At 35.5% G+C, this 12,864-nt stretch carries 15 protein-coding genes; 10 read left to right on the top strand and 5 right to left on the bottom strand.

Annotated elements, in window-relative coordinates:
• The first annotated feature begins 16 nt into the window (after positions 1-16).
• Positions 17-547: a nitrate reductase molybdenum cofactor assembly chaperone gene (gene narJ, locus BAQ46_RS18635; protein ID WP_001249920.1), complete on the top strand. Its 531-nt coding sequence runs from the start codon at positions 17-19 to the stop codon at positions 545-547.
• A 17-nt stretch (positions 548-564) separates the two neighbouring features.
• The gene (gene narI / locus BAQ46_RS18630) at positions 565-1,254 is read left to right on the top strand and encodes a respiratory nitrate reductase subunit gamma (protein WP_000969201.1); all 690 of its coding nucleotides are present in this window, start codon (positions 565-567) and stop codon (positions 1,252-1,254) included.
• Positions 1,255-1,347: 93 nt separating this feature from the next.
• On the opposite strand, the gene BAQ46_RS18625 is transcribed toward narI, so the two are convergent.
• The gene (locus BAQ46_RS18625) at positions 1,348-2,040 is read right to left on the bottom strand and encodes a Crp/Fnr family transcriptional regulator (RefSeq protein WP_000013859.1); all 693 of its coding nucleotides are present in this window, start codon (positions 2,038-2,040) and stop codon (positions 1,348-1,350) included.
• Positions 2,041-2,318: 278 nt separating this feature from the next.
• Between BAQ46_RS18625 and moaA the strand changes: the two genes are divergently transcribed.
• The 8 genes from moaA to BAQ46_RS18585 all read left to right on the top strand — a co-directional run bounded on the left by moaA (position 2,319) and on the right by BAQ46_RS18585 (position 9,685).
• The gene (gene moaA, locus BAQ46_RS18620; protein WP_000545027.1) at positions 2,319-3,332 is read left to right on the top strand and encodes a GTP 3',8-cyclase MoaA; all 1,014 of its coding nucleotides are present in this window, start codon (positions 2,319-2,321) and stop codon (positions 3,330-3,332) included.
• A 17-nt stretch (positions 3,333-3,349) separates the two neighbouring features.
• Positions 3,350-4,363: a molybdopterin-synthase adenylyltransferase MoeB gene (locus tag BAQ46_RS18615; protein ID WP_071742406.1), complete on the top strand. Its 1,014-nt coding sequence runs from the start codon at positions 3,350-3,352 to the stop codon at positions 4,361-4,363.
• A 42-nt stretch (positions 4,364-4,405) separates the two neighbouring features.
• Positions 4,406-5,695 (top strand): molybdopterin molybdotransferase MoeA, encoded by a 1,290-nt coding sequence (gene moeA, locus BAQ46_RS18610; RefSeq protein WP_071742404.1) that lies wholly within the window; start codon positions 4,406-4,408, stop codon positions 5,693-5,695.
• Positions 5,696-5,739: 44 nt separating this feature from the next.
• Positions 5,740-6,210, top strand: coding sequence for a molybdenum cofactor biosynthesis protein MoaE (locus tag BAQ46_RS18605; RefSeq protein ID WP_000149956.1), 471 nt, complete (start codon positions 5,740-5,742; stop codon positions 6,208-6,210).
• Positions 6,207-6,440: a molybdopterin converting factor subunit 1 gene (moaD, locus tag BAQ46_RS18600; RefSeq protein WP_000573674.1), complete on the top strand. Its 234-nt coding sequence runs from the start codon at positions 6,207-6,209 to the stop codon at positions 6,438-6,440. The genes BAQ46_RS18605 and moaD overlap by 4 nt, the downstream gene beginning before the upstream one ends.
• An 80-nt stretch (positions 6,441-6,520) precedes the next feature.
• A complete protein-coding gene (narK, locus tag BAQ46_RS18595) occupies positions 6,521-7,690 on the top strand; it encodes a nitrate transporter NarK (protein WP_000841846.1) in 1,170 nt (389 codons plus the stop codon).
• A 357-nt stretch (positions 7,691-8,047) separates the two neighbouring features.
• On the top strand, positions 8,048-8,965 hold the full coding sequence (locus tag BAQ46_RS18590; protein WP_061130738.1) for an AEC family transporter: 918 nt from the start codon (positions 8,048-8,050) through the stop codon (positions 8,963-8,965).
• A 297-nt stretch (positions 8,966-9,262) separates the two neighbouring features.
• Positions 9,263-9,685, top strand: coding sequence for an STAS/SEC14 domain-containing protein (locus tag BAQ46_RS18585; protein ID WP_249024559.1), 423 nt, complete (start codon positions 9,263-9,265; stop codon positions 9,683-9,685).
• Between the two features lie 190 nt (positions 9,686-9,875).
• Here the strand turns inward: BAQ46_RS18585 and BAQ46_RS18580 are convergent, their stop codons facing one another.
• From BAQ46_RS18580 to nirD, 4 genes are all read right to left on the bottom strand, one after another.
• Entirely contained in the window at positions 9,876-10,349 is a 474-nt protein-coding gene (locus BAQ46_RS18580; RefSeq protein ID WP_000282597.1) for a precorrin-2 dehydrogenase, read from the bottom strand.
• Positions 10,342-11,052, bottom strand: coding sequence for a sirohydrochlorin chelatase (locus BAQ46_RS18575; protein WP_046197555.1), 711 nt, complete (start codon positions 11,050-11,052; stop codon positions 10,342-10,344). Before BAQ46_RS18575 ends, BAQ46_RS18580 begins: the two co-directional genes overlap by 8 nt.
• The gene (locus BAQ46_RS18570; RefSeq protein ID WP_061130739.1) at positions 11,049-12,473 is read right to left on the bottom strand and encodes a uroporphyrin-III C-methyltransferase; all 1,425 of its coding nucleotides are present in this window, start codon (positions 12,471-12,473) and stop codon (positions 11,049-11,051) included. Before BAQ46_RS18570 ends, BAQ46_RS18575 begins: the two co-directional genes overlap by 4 nt.
• A 62-nt stretch (positions 12,474-12,535) precedes the next feature.
• Positions 12,536-12,853 (bottom strand): nitrite reductase small subunit NirD, encoded by a 318-nt coding sequence (nirD, locus tag BAQ46_RS18565; RefSeq protein ID WP_000616674.1) that lies wholly within the window; start codon positions 12,851-12,853, stop codon positions 12,536-12,538.
• Between the last annotated feature and the right edge of the window lie 11 nt (positions 12,854-12,864).

Raw genomic sequence — 12,864 nt, 5'->3', positions numbered from 1 at the left:
AAAGGGGCAGAAAATTATGAGACAAAGTTTACAAACTGCTTTTTCATGTTCTTCATTCCTTCTCTCTTACCCGGAACTTGGGTGGAGAGAAGCTTTAACTGAATTACTAGAAGAGATTGAAGCGATTGAACAAGAAGACGTTAAAGCATCACTTACAACATTTATAAAACAAGCACTACATAAAACGAACGATCAACTTATTGATAGTTACGTATATACATTTGATTTTGGTAAGAAGACAAATATGTATTTAACGTATATGAACACCGGTGAACAAAGAGAAAGAGGTATTGAATTACTAGAGTTAAAACAGCACTATAAAAAATCTGGTTTTGAAGTAACAGATAAAGAACTACCTGATTACTTACCGCTATTACTCGAGTTTTTTGCAAATGCAAATGAGCAAGACAGTGAACCAATTATGAGTAAATACAAGGAGAATATACAAGCATTACACGTTCAGTTAAAAGAAGCAGATAGTATGTATGAACCAATTCTTTCGGCTGTTTTACTTGCTATCGATACATGGGGTGTACAGACAAATTAGAAAGGAGAGTTGTCAAAATGATGGATCAATTTCTATGGGTATTGTTTCCCTATATCATTTTTGCAATCTTTATCGGTGGACATATTTTCAGATACAACTATGATCAATTTGGTTGGACATCAAAATCTAGTGAACTATTAGAAAAGAAAATGCTCCGAATCGGAAGTATATTATTCCACTTTGGGATTATGTTCGTAATTGGCGGGCATGTTATGGGGATTTTAATTCCAGAAGCTGTATACCGTTCCATAGGTATTTCTGAGCATATGTATCATGTAGTAGCAATTAGTTTTGGGCTTCCAGCAGGGGTTGCTTCAATCATCGGTTTAATTATATTAACGTACCGCCGCGTAACGGTAAAACGTATCATTGCAACGAGTACAAAGGGAGATTATATTGCGCTTATTCTATTACTTATCGTAATGCTAGCAGGACTTTCTTCAACGTTTTTAAATATCGACTCAAAAGGATTTGATTATCGTACAACGATCGGTCCATGGTTCCGAAGCCTCTTCGTTTTTCAACCGAAAGTTGATTATATGAAGGAAGTACCTGTATGGTTTAAAATTCATATTCTTGCGGGAATGGGGCTTTTCGCAGTATGGCCATTTACTAGACTGGTACACGTATTTAGTGCCCCAATTAAATATGTAAGCCGTAGCTATGTAATTTACAGAAGACGTATTCCAAATGAATTGAAAAAATAAATTAGTTTTATATGTTTCGTAATTTATAAGGAAAGCCGAGATCTAATTGGAGACCTCGGCTTTCCTTATAGGTATAAGTACCTAAATAAGACGCTAATCAATACTACAAACAGAAGCAGAACAATCTTCACAAGCAATTTCACATTTTAAAAATTGTAAATCGTGTATTGTAATCTTTCCTTTATGAATAGAAATTGTACCTTGCTTTTTTAATTCATTTAACATTCGATTTACACTTTCACGTGAAGTTGCACAGAAATTAGCAAGTTCTTGATTCGTTAACGGTAAATCGATGAGAATACCATTTTCCTTTAAAACACCATAACTATTTGTCATTCGTATGAGAGTAGAATATAAGGCACCTTTTTTGCCGTGTAATACTAAATCTCGGAACTTCGTTTGCATTCTTCTTAAATGTTCACTAATCCATTTCATAAATTCAAATACAAGAGCTGGTTTTTGGAGTAATTCTTTTTCTAACGCTTCACGCTTTATAACGCCTACTTCAACATCTTCAAGGCATTTTGAATTTAATAAATACTTCGCATTATCCGTGAACAATGTTAATTCTCCAATAATGTCGTATGCCGAACAAATTCGAAGTGTTAGTTCTTGTCCGTCAGCACTAAGTTTACTAATTTGTACTTTTCCTGAGTGGATGATATAGAGTTCGGTTGCCTCCATACCTTCTTGAAAAATAAAACTACCTTTTTTTATCTGCATTTTATATTCAACAGATGCAAGTAATTCTTTTAAATCTTGAGATAATGTCATACTGTTTGCCACAGCAATCACCTTTCTTCTTATAAGCAATACATTTCCTATTTTGAGTGTAAATATGATGAAAATGCAAGAGCTATTTTAAAAATAATGTAAAATTTCAATGACCGTAAGGAGTATGGCCTGAAGATGTGAACAAAATGCGAACGGATTTGTGAAAAGTTTTTGAATGGGGAAAGTGATGTGAGAAAAGTCACATTGAATATGTAGCTTCTTTTTTATAATAAAGGCAAATAAAAAAATGAAAGCTTACTAAGGATTGCAGCAGAAAAGAAGGGATATAGATGCACGAGAACATGAAAGATTCTTTAAAGCGACCACTTCAAGATTTACGCATTTCAGTTATTGATCGTTGTAATTTTAGGTGCACATATTGTATGCCTGCTGAAGTGTTCGGACCTGATTATGCTTTTTTACAGGAAGAGTGTTTATTAACGTTTGATGAAATAGAAAGGTTAGCGAGATTATTTATAAGTATGGGAGTTAATAAAATTAGGCTTACTGGCGGTGAACCTTTATTGCGTAAAGACTTACCGAAGTTAATTGGAAGACTTGCAAAGCTAGAAGGCTTAAAAGATATTGGGCTCACAACAAACGGAATTCATTTAGCAAAACAAGCTAAGGCGCTAAAAGAAGCAGGATTAAAGCGTGTAAATATTAGTTTAGATGCAATAGAGGATTGTGTCTTCCAAAAAATTAATGGAAGACATGTAAGTACGAAACCTGTACTGAAAGGAATTGAAGCAGCGAAGGAAGCTGGATTAGAAGTAAAGGTAAATATGGTCGTAAAAAAAGGGATGAATGATAGTCAAATTCTTCCTATGGCTCAGTATTTTAAAGAACAAGAAATACAGTTACGTTTCATTGAGTTTATGGATGTAGGCAGTACGAACGGATGGAACTTTGAACAAGTCGTTACGAAGGAACAATTAATAGAGAAAATTAATCGTGTATATCCAATTGAACCTGTTAAACCTCGTTACTTTGGAGAAGTTGCGAAATTGTATCGATATGTAGGAAGCGATGCCGAAGTTGGATTTATTACTTCAGTATCTGAGTCATTTTGTTCTTCTTGTACGAGAGCCCGTATTTCGGCAGACGGCAAGTTTTATACGTGCTTATTTGGAGAAAAAGGAACGGATTTACGATCGCTTCTTCGAGAAAATATTTCTGATGCATCACTATTAAAAATTTTACAACATACATGGCGATATAGAACAGATCGATATTCAGATGAAAGAACGGCGGAAAGTACAAATAAACGTCAAAAAGTTGAGATGTCTTACATTGGTGGATAGCGAAAGGAGGATTCCTTATGCAAGAGCGATATTCAAGACAAGTATTGTTTTCTGGAATAGGTGAAATGGGACAAAGGAAAATAAGGGAAAAGCATGTGCTCTTAATTGGTGCGGGGGCGCTAGGAGCTGCAAATGCAGAAGCGCTCGTTCGGATGGGAATTGGGAAATTGACAATTGCCGATCGTGACTATGTCGAATGGAGTAATTTACAACGGCAACAGTTATATACAGAAGAAGATGCAAAACAATGCAAACCAAAAGCAATTGCAGCGGCAGAACATGTAAGAAGGATTAATTCTGAGGTGGAAATTGTACCAGTTGTAACGGATGTCACAATGAAAGAAATGGAAGAGTTAACGAAAGAAGTGGATCTCATATTAGATGCGACTGACAACTTTGATACGCGTCTACTTATAAATGATATTTCACAAAAAGAAAATATACCTTGGATATACGGTGGATGCATTGGAAGTTACGGTGTAACGTACACAATTCTTCCAGGAAAAACACCATGTTTTCGCTGCTTAATGGATCATCCGATGGGCGGTGCAACATGTGATACAGCGGGAATTATTCAGCCAGCTGTACAGATGGTTGTTGCTCACCAAGTGACAGAAACAATGAAAATATTGGTGGATGATTTCGAGACGCTACGAGGAACAATGTTATCATTTGATATTTGGAACAATCAATTTCTCTCATTAAAAGTAAATAAACAGAAAAAAAGTACATGTCCATCTTGCGGAAATACACGTACGTACCCAAGTTTAACATTTGAATCACAGGTGAAAACGGAGGTGCTATGCGGACGGAATACAGTTCAAATCCGTCCAGGAATAAAGAGAGCTCTAAATTTAAACGAAATTAAAAAAAGATTACAAAAAATTGTACATGTCCAAAAAACGCCGTACTTACTATCATTTCTAATTGATGAATATCGTTTCGTTTTATTTACAGACGGTAGGGCATTTGTTCATGGGACAAATGATGTGAAAATAGGAAAACGATTGTACGCAAAATATATAGGATGAACAGAAAGAAAGTTTCTCCTTATTAAAACGAGGTGAAAAAGAATGTTAGCAAAACGTATACCAATTCCAGTGGCGGAAGCAGTTGCACGAGTAATGAAATATGCTTATCAAGGTGAAACAGAAGAGGTTTCTCTTATAGAAAGTTACGGAAGAACGCTTGGAGAAGATGTTATTGCAGATCATGATGTCCCGCATTTTGATCGCTCTCCGTACGACGGATTTGCGATTAGAGCGGAAGATACAAAAGAAGCAAGTAGCAGTAATCCCATTCAGTTTGAAGTGATTGGTGAAATTGGAGCAGGGGTTGTTTTTACAGAAGAAGTGAAAGCATTTCAAGCTGTCCGTATTATGACAGGGGCCGCAATTCCGAGAGGGTGTAATGCGGTTGTTATGTTAGAACTAACGGAAGGATTTGAAAAAAACGAAAAGACTTATATGACATTAAAACGCTGTTTCGCAGCCGGTGATAACATTTCTTTTAAAGGTGAAGATGTAAAACAAAATACTATCCTTGTGAAAGAAGGGACTGTTATTAATCCTGGAGTTGCAGCACTTCTTGCTACGTTTGGTTATAGTTCCGTACATGTTGTAAAACGGCCGATTATTGGAATAGTAACGACGGGTAGCGAACTGCTTGAAGTACATGAACAATTAAAGCCAGGGAAGATTCGAAATAGTAACTCCTATATGATAGCAGCGCAAATTGAACGAGCGGGCGGAGTTGTACGGTATTATGGACAATTCGTTGACGATTTTGAGACGTGTTATAACAATGTAAAAAAGGCGATAAAAGAAGTTGATATTTTAATTACGACTGGTGGCGTTTCAGTAGGAGACTATGACTATTTGCCTGCTATTTATGAGAGATTACAAGCTAATGTACTTTTTAACAAAATAGCGATGCGACCAGGAAGTGTGACAACTGTAGCTGAGGTAGAAGGAAAACTACTATTTGGTTTATCTGGTAATCCTTCAGCTTGTTATGTCGGTTGTGAATTATATGTTAGACCAGTCATTGGAACATACTTGCATAGAAAAGATTCGCACGTATTTCGTGCAGAGGCAATTTTACAAAAAGACTTTCCGAAAGCAAATCCGTTTACTCGATTTGTAAGAGGGAGAGTAGAAATTGTAGATGATCAATTGCAAGTTACACCAGTTGGTTTAGATAAATCTAGCGCAATTTCTTCACTTGCAGAAGCGAATGCATTTATTGTTTTGCCAGGGGGAACGAGAGGATTTAAAGCTGGAATTACTGTTTCGGTACTGTTATTAGAATTAACCAGCGGAAGTGAATGGCCATGGAAAGAATCGCTTCGTTCATACAAATAATAGAAAAATAGGTTGCTAATTTATACAAAGATAAGAGGTGCGAAATGACACATACGTATTATGAAGTAATTGATACACCTATATCAATTGAAGAAGTGACAAACAAAGTAATTCGGCGTGAGTGTGGTGCGATTACTACTTTTATTGGCACTGTTAGAGAATTTACGAAAGGCCGACGTACGCTTTATTTAGAGTATGTAGCTTATAAGACGATGGCGGAGAAACAGCTTGAGAGAATTGGTACCGAAGTAGGGGAGAAATGGCCTGGAACATATGTGGCAATTACACATCGCATTGGTACATTACAAATTTCTGATTTGGCTGTTGTCGTTGCTGTTGCTACACCGCATCGGAAAGCTGCTTATGAGGCGAATGAATATATTATGGAACGTATAAAACAAATTATTCCGATATGGAAAAAAGAGTTTTGGGAAGATAGTGAGTCGTGGATAGGCGATCAGTTAGAGAAAACAGCATATGGTAATGGCGAGCCTGGAAAGGAGATGAGAATTTGATTGAAGTACTATTATTTGCACATTTACAAGAAGAAGTAAGTAAGCCAGCATTACACATAGATTGTGAAAATATTACAGTCGCGAAGCTGAAGGAAGTTCTGATTAAGGAATATAATGTAGCAATTTCAAACGAGATTATGGTCGCGATAAATGAAGAATACGCAAATGAGGATGACATTATTCAAACTGGTGATGTCGTAGCAATGATTCCGCCAGTAAGTGGTGGTTGATTCTTTTCAGCCTAATCATGTAAGAACGTGATTAGGCTGGAGGGAATGAATATAACTACGTATACATAGGAGGGAACAGGATGAAAAGTCCTAATTTTCAATTAAGTTTACAAACTTCTAATCTAATTATCGGTTTTATGGTGTGGGTTATTTTATCATCATTGATGCCCTATATTAAAGTGGATATTCCATTAACTGCGGGACAAATTTCTATGGTAACAGCAGTACCCGTTATTTTAGGTTCTGTTCTTCGCATTCCAATTGGTTATTGGACCAATCGTTTCGGAGCAAGAAAATTATTCTTTATTAGTTTTATTCTATTATTATTTCCTGTTTTTTATATTAGTGTTGCCAATTCTATGATGGATTTAATTATTGGTGGATTATTTGTAGGAATCGGTGGTGCTGTATTCTCTGTAGGAGTAACTTCTTTACCAAAATACTTTCCAAAAGAGAGTCACGGTTTTGTAAATGGTATTTACGGTGTCGGTAACGCTGGAACAGCAATTACTTCATTTTTAGCGCCTGTTATCGCAACTTCAGTTGGCTGGAGAACGACAGTACAATGTTATTTAATTTTACTTGCAGCGTTTGCACTTATGAACTTTTTATTAGGTGATCGTAAAGAGAAAAAAGTGAATACACCACTAATGGAACAAATAAAAGGTGTATATAAAAATGAGAAACTTTGGTTTTTATGTATCTTTTACTTTTTAACTTTCGGATCATTTGTTGCATTTACAGTATATTTACCAAACTTTTTAGTATCTCATTTCGGATTAGAGAAAGTAGATGCAGGTATACGTACAGCCGGATTCATCGTACTCGCAACAATTATGCGTCCGATTGGTGGTTGGCTCGGTGATAAGTTTAATCCATTTAAAATATTAATCTTCGTATTTATCGGTTTAACACTTTCAGGTATTATTTTATCATTTATGCCTAGCATGAACGTATATACATTTGGTTGCCTACTTGTCGCATTTTGCGCAGGTATCGGTAATGGTACAATCTTCAAACTCGTTCCAATGTATTTCTCTGAACAAGCTGGTATTGTAAACGGACTCGTTTCAGCTTTAGGCGGACTAGGAGGATTCTTCCCGCCTCTAATTTTAACATTACTATTCCAACTAACAGGTCATTATGCAATAGGATTTATGGCGTTATCAGAAGTCGCACTTGCTTGTTTAATTATTACAGTCTGGATGTATAGTCAAGAAAAGCTGTTAGTGATGTTAAAGAATCATTAATAAAGAAAAAGAGCCGTCCCAAAGTATTTTGGGGTGGTTCTTTTCGTAATATAATAGGCTTCGCTATATTCTTTAGGACCAGATTCTTTAGTAAGGCTAATAGATATTGTGAAATAGTACACTTAAACTAAAAAATACAGTTTAGGTCGATAAGATAAAATTATAAATTTCTATAAATAATCCATAATTTTCTTTATGGATCATATTTGTTATGTTAAAGAAAAGAGAGGGGAGGGAAATGAAATGAGTGTTTTTTCTGATTATTGAGAACTAATGGTGTTTTCCGATGAATTAAATGTGGTCCATATGTAGTAAAGTGTTTAATCCAACTAAAATATATGTAGAATGAGGTTGTAAATGTTTGTTTTTATTATATTAGACGTAATATTACCGATATTAATATTGATGCTAATTGGTGCAATCTTACAAAGAAAGTTTCAATTTGACTTAAAGCAACTATCTACACTTATTACGTATTGCTTGATGCCTGCGGCTGTATTTGTGAATATATATGATATTCGTATAGAAATAGATTTGTTGCTCCAGATAATATACTATTTAATGCTTTACAGTCTAAGTCTGATCATAGTAAGTCATTTTATTTCAAAAATATTAAAGTTAGAAAAAGGGGAAAGTGCAGCTCTAAAAAATAGCATTTCGTTAATGAATTCCGGTAATTATGGATTACCAGTAAGTCAATTGATTTTTAGTCACAATCCAGTGGGGGTTTCCATTCAGATTTTCATTGTTATTTTCCAGAATCTTTTAACCTATTCATATGGAATATATAACTTACTATCAGCAACAAAAACAATCGGAGGTATTATTCAATCATTTCTAAGACTGCCTGTATTTCATGCGCTCGTATTAGGGATTCTCTTTCAATCTTTTACAATTCAATTACCTAATTCTATCTTGCTACCTCTTAATCAGCTTGCGAATGGTTTTGTTGCAATAGCACTCATATTGCTAGGGGCGCAATTATCCAACATTAAGCTTAAATTTTTCCATCGAGTCATAACATGGGCTTTAATTGGAAGGTTACTGATGGGACCATTAGTAGCACTTACCATGATCTACCTACTAAACATTGATGGTATTGTTGCACAATCATTATTTATTGCAAGTTCTTTTCCTACTTCAAGAAATACAGCAACCATTGCTATGGAGTATCAAATAGAGCCTGAACTACATGCGCAAATCGTTTTATTTTCAACACTTTTTAGTATTGTTACAGTAACTGTCGTTATTTATTTGTCATATATTTTGTTTTGAATTTACATGCAAAAACGAATAGATTTGAGGTGGCGAGTGATGGAAGGGAATCGATATGAGAAAAAGCAGTCTTTCATATATTAGGTGTCGTTTACAATTGTATCGTGTCTGAGAATTAAGCGGCTTAATTCAAAAAAGGAAACTCATTAAGGTTTATTTCGTATACAAATCTTTAAAGCATTTACATATAGACTTGCGAAAAAAGACGCAATCTCGCTTATAATTAAGATTACATGAGCTTAGGATGATAGCGATGGGGCGGGAGTGTCAAGTAAGAATTTTATCTTTATTGATTTTATGAGGTTTTTCCTCATAATTGTATTTAAGGGAGATGATTCTAAAATGAGTAAACAGAATATTAGTACAACTATTTCAGGAGATTTGATTGTTACCCATCTAATTGGCCAGATTAAAACAGAGGATGTGTATGAATGGTTTAATGGCTTTGAGCAGATTTGTCAGCAATTTATTTCTGAGGGGCGGAAATACAAATTGTTGGTGGATAGAAAAGGATACACGCCAAATCATTTTTCTGTTCAAAAAGTATGGAAAGAGAAGTTCTTCAATGAAACTATTTTGAATCATAGCAAGGCAATTGCATTTCTTCTTGAAGAAGGAGAGATACTGAAGTATTTGCAACAATCCAATACAAAAGAATCCGTAGAGTTTTTTGACGATTATGAACAAGCGCTAAATTGGTTGAATGAATATCCAATATAAAAACTGAATAGAAAGAGTTGCTCGTAATGTTGCACTTGTCATGAAATTTACTTGCTTACAAGTTGCAAACACCATTCATTTTCTTCGTAGATTGCTTATGGAATAAAAGAACGGAACTACAACAAAAAGAACAAACGTCCCCTAACAAACGTTTGTCCAAAGGTAATTACGATTTTAACTAAGAAATAGACTACAATTTATGTGTACGAGAAATCTTTTTTATAAGTTTAGGCAATATAGATGTTAGTTCTTGCTTCAAACGCTTCGTAAACGATGGATCTTTACCTGAAGTTGAAATAGTGACAACATATTCATCATGTCGAATGACGCCAGGTGTGTGAAAAGATGATTCTGTACCATCACTTACAACGTTAACCCACTGAAAATCGTGGGCGGCCTGCTTGACCATCATATTTACAGCATGTTGATTTGTAGCTGCATAAATAAGGTGAGCATCTTTAATATCATCATTACTAAAAGTTTTTTGCTTCCAAGTAATAAAAGGAAGTTCCTTCATCTCCTCGCAAATTTCTGGGCTGATAACGGTGACAAAAGCGCCTGTATTTTTTAATCCAGACGCTTTTCGATATGCAATTTTACCTCCACCAATGATAACGACCACTTTATTTTGCAGATTAAACATAAGGGGGTACATGTTATACATATATGCATTCCTCCATTCGTTCTAACAATGTTAATTTCATATATGTATCAAACTGTAGGCAATTACAAGTCGTCACGTGATCGTATTTTTTTGTATACAACTTAATTTTTTGAAGCAATAATCCGGTAAAGAGAAGGTAGGGCATGACATATACATGGGATGCAGTTGATGTTATTGTCTTTAGCTCAGCAGTAAAAGAGGGCGTTCCTTTCGTTAAAAAGGAGCACGATACTGGTATACTGAGTTTTTGTTCGACAGCTACTCCAATTTGCTGTAACTCATGTATGGGCTGGGGGTCACTACTACCTCTTCCTACGAGTAAAATACTACTATTTTGCATTGGCATAGCTTCACGTATTCTTTTCACTACAAGTTCAACCATATGCGGATGCGTACTAAAAGGTGGTACAACTGAAAATGTTATATGTGGATATTGCTTTTGCATTTGTTCTATCTCAAAAGGAATATCACATTTATAGTGAGCTGCTGCAAATAATAAAACAGGTACAATCATTATTTCAGTTGCTCCCTCTAGTATCGTTTCTGTAACTGCATCCGAAATGGTAGGTGTCGTTAGTTCTAGAAAAGCTATTTTTTGAATTCTTTCGTTACGTTCTTTCATAACAGATTGAATAAAGTGAATGAATTGTTCGTTCCCTTCTTGTAACCGGCTCCCGTGTCCAACATATACAATTCCTTTCATTGTCTTACCATATCTTTCTTCATAAGAGTTTCTTGTAATTGATGATCTACGTTATGAAACCCGACTTTATTTGCATAGTGTAAAGTTGGAACGTCGGTATACGAGAATGGGAGAGTAACAATATCGATAAAGCCAAGACGTTTTACTTCTGCTAGAAACGTATCAATAGAAGCGCGTCCTTCAAATACAATGCTATCCCATAAGAATTCAGAAAGCATACGAGAATGGACTTCATCGAAACGATGATCAATTGTATACTCATGAGTCATCATATAGGAGCCGGCACCAATTTTCTCTTGAATAAATGCAATCCGATTAATATTTCTGCCTAAATAAACAGTTGTATCGGAAGAGAACTTTGCTTCTTTACTTAGTAGGCCATATTGCATAAGTTTTTCTTGAGTGGCAACGTTCATGTGTTGCAGCTCTGCCTGTAAGGAACGAATATCTTTCTGGTACTTACTACATGATTGCATCAAAATTTCTACACTTTCAGCTGAACAAAAAACAAGGCGATCAACGTTAAAAATTTCATTGATTTGTTCAAGGGTTAATGTATATTCTTCCTTTTTGAAAGTTGGAATTTGATATATTTCTGCACCAGCTTCTTGTAACCTTTGCTTCATTACACTTGTTTTATTTGTTGCGGATGTAAATAAAACTTTTTTACCATGTAATGGTTTACGTTCTTTCCAAGCGATTTGATTACGTAAGGAAACGACATCACCAACAATTGTCATAGAAGGGTTAGAAATATTTTCATTTTTGACGATAGAAACAATGGTAGATAGTGTCCCTGTGACAACGCGCTGTTTACCAGTTGTACCCCATTCAATGACTGCTACTGGTGTATCTTCTTTCTTTCCTGCTTGTCGTAAGTTTTCGCAAATTGTAGGTAAGTTTTTTATACCCATGTAGTAGGCAATCGTATCGCTATTGTGAGATGAATTATATTTTCCATGATCGGTTAAAGGACCTTTTGCATGTCCGGTTAGTAAAGTAACGCTATTACTGTAGTTACGGTGGGTAAGGGGGATACCCGCATAGCTACTAGCGGCGATGCTAGATGTAATGCCTGGTACAATTTCATATGGAATATTTGCTGCTGCTAAAGTTTCTGCTTCTTCACCAACACGGCCAAAAATAGATGGATCTCCGCCTTTTAATCGGACAACAATTTTTCCCTCTTTTGCAAATTGAAGAAGGTGTGCGTTAATCATTTCTTGTCGCATAATATGATTCTTTGGCATTTTTCCGCAATACATAAGTTCACATGTTTGTTTTGTATAGCTAAGAAAGAAAGGGTTTAGTAAACGGTCATATAAAACAATATCTGCACGTTTTAAACACTCTATCGCTTTCTTTGTAATAAGCCCTTCATCACCTGGTCCTGCACCAACTAAATATACATATCCGTTCATATAATTGCACCTCATCTAGTTTTATTTAAAAGGAAGCCAGGGGGGAGGCTTCCTTTTGTAAATTACATATATATATAAATGTCACCATCAATGACTTCTACTTCGTACGTTTGAATACAACCGTCATCAGGTTTTTGAACTTCACCTGTTAGTAATGAAATCTTCCAATCATGCAGTGGACAAAAGACGAATTCACCAGATACAATTCCTTCGGCTAACGGTCCGTTTTTATGAGGACAACGATTTTCTACAGCTCGAATATCGCCATTTGAAAGGCGGAATAGGGCGATAGACATACCTTTCATTTGGACCTCTTTACCGATTTGAATAGGAAGATCTTCTGCACGCATAACTTTTAATTTATCTTTCGTTTGTATCATATAGATCACAG

The sequence above is a fragment of the Bacillus paranthracis genome, from assembly GCF_001883995.1.
Lineage (GTDB): Bacteria > Bacillota > Bacilli > Bacillales > Bacillaceae_G > Bacillus_A > Bacillus_A paranthracis.
This window is presented reverse-complemented; position numbering and strand designations above follow the sequence as displayed.

What these genes read in the sequence shown, in the direction of transcription:
- narJ (WP_001249920.1), top strand. Translation starts at nt 17, where the DNA reads ATGAGACAAAGTTTACAAACTGCTTTTTCATGTTCTTCATTCCTTCTC.
- narI (WP_000969201.1), top strand. Translation starts at nt 565, where the DNA reads ATGATGGATCAATTTCTATGGGTATTGTTTCCCTATATCATTTTTGCA.
- moaA (WP_000545027.1), top strand. Translation starts at nt 2,319, where the DNA reads ATGCACGAGAACATGAAAGATTCTTTAAAGCGACCACTTCAAGATTTA.
- BAQ46_RS18615 (WP_071742406.1), top strand. Translation starts at nt 3,350, where the DNA reads ATGCAAGAGCGATATTCAAGACAAGTATTGTTTTCTGGAATAGGTGAA.
- moeA (WP_071742404.1), top strand. Translation starts at nt 4,406, where the DNA reads ATGTTAGCAAAACGTATACCAATTCCAGTGGCGGAAGCAGTTGCACGA.
- BAQ46_RS18605 (WP_000149956.1), top strand. Translation starts at nt 5,740, where the DNA reads ATGACACATACGTATTATGAAGTAATTGATACACCTATATCAATTGAA.
- narK (WP_000841846.1), top strand. Translation starts at nt 6,521, where the DNA reads ATGAAAAGTCCTAATTTTCAATTAAGTTTACAAACTTCTAATCTAATT.
- BAQ46_RS18590 (WP_061130738.1), top strand. Translation starts at nt 8,048, where the DNA reads ATGTTTGTTTTTATTATATTAGACGTAATATTACCGATATTAATATTG.
- BAQ46_RS18585 (WP_249024559.1), top strand. Translation starts at nt 9,263, where the DNA reads ATGAGGTTTTTCCTCATAATTGTATTTAAGGGAGATGATTCTAAAATG.
- BAQ46_RS18580 (WP_000282597.1), bottom strand. Translation starts at nt 10,349, where the DNA reads ATGTATAACATGTACCCCCTTATGTTTAATCTGCAAAATAAAGTGGTC.
- BAQ46_RS18575 (WP_046197555.1), bottom strand. Translation starts at nt 11,052, where the DNA reads ATGAAAGGAATTGTATATGTTGGACACGGGAGCCGGTTACAAGAAGGG.
- BAQ46_RS18570 (WP_061130739.1), bottom strand. Translation starts at nt 12,473, where the DNA reads ATGAACGGATATGTATATTTAGTTGGTGCAGGACCAGGTGATGAAGGG.
- nirD (WP_000616674.1), bottom strand. Translation starts at nt 12,853, where the DNA reads ATGATACAAACGAAAGATAAATTAAAAGTTATGCGTGCAGAAGATCTT.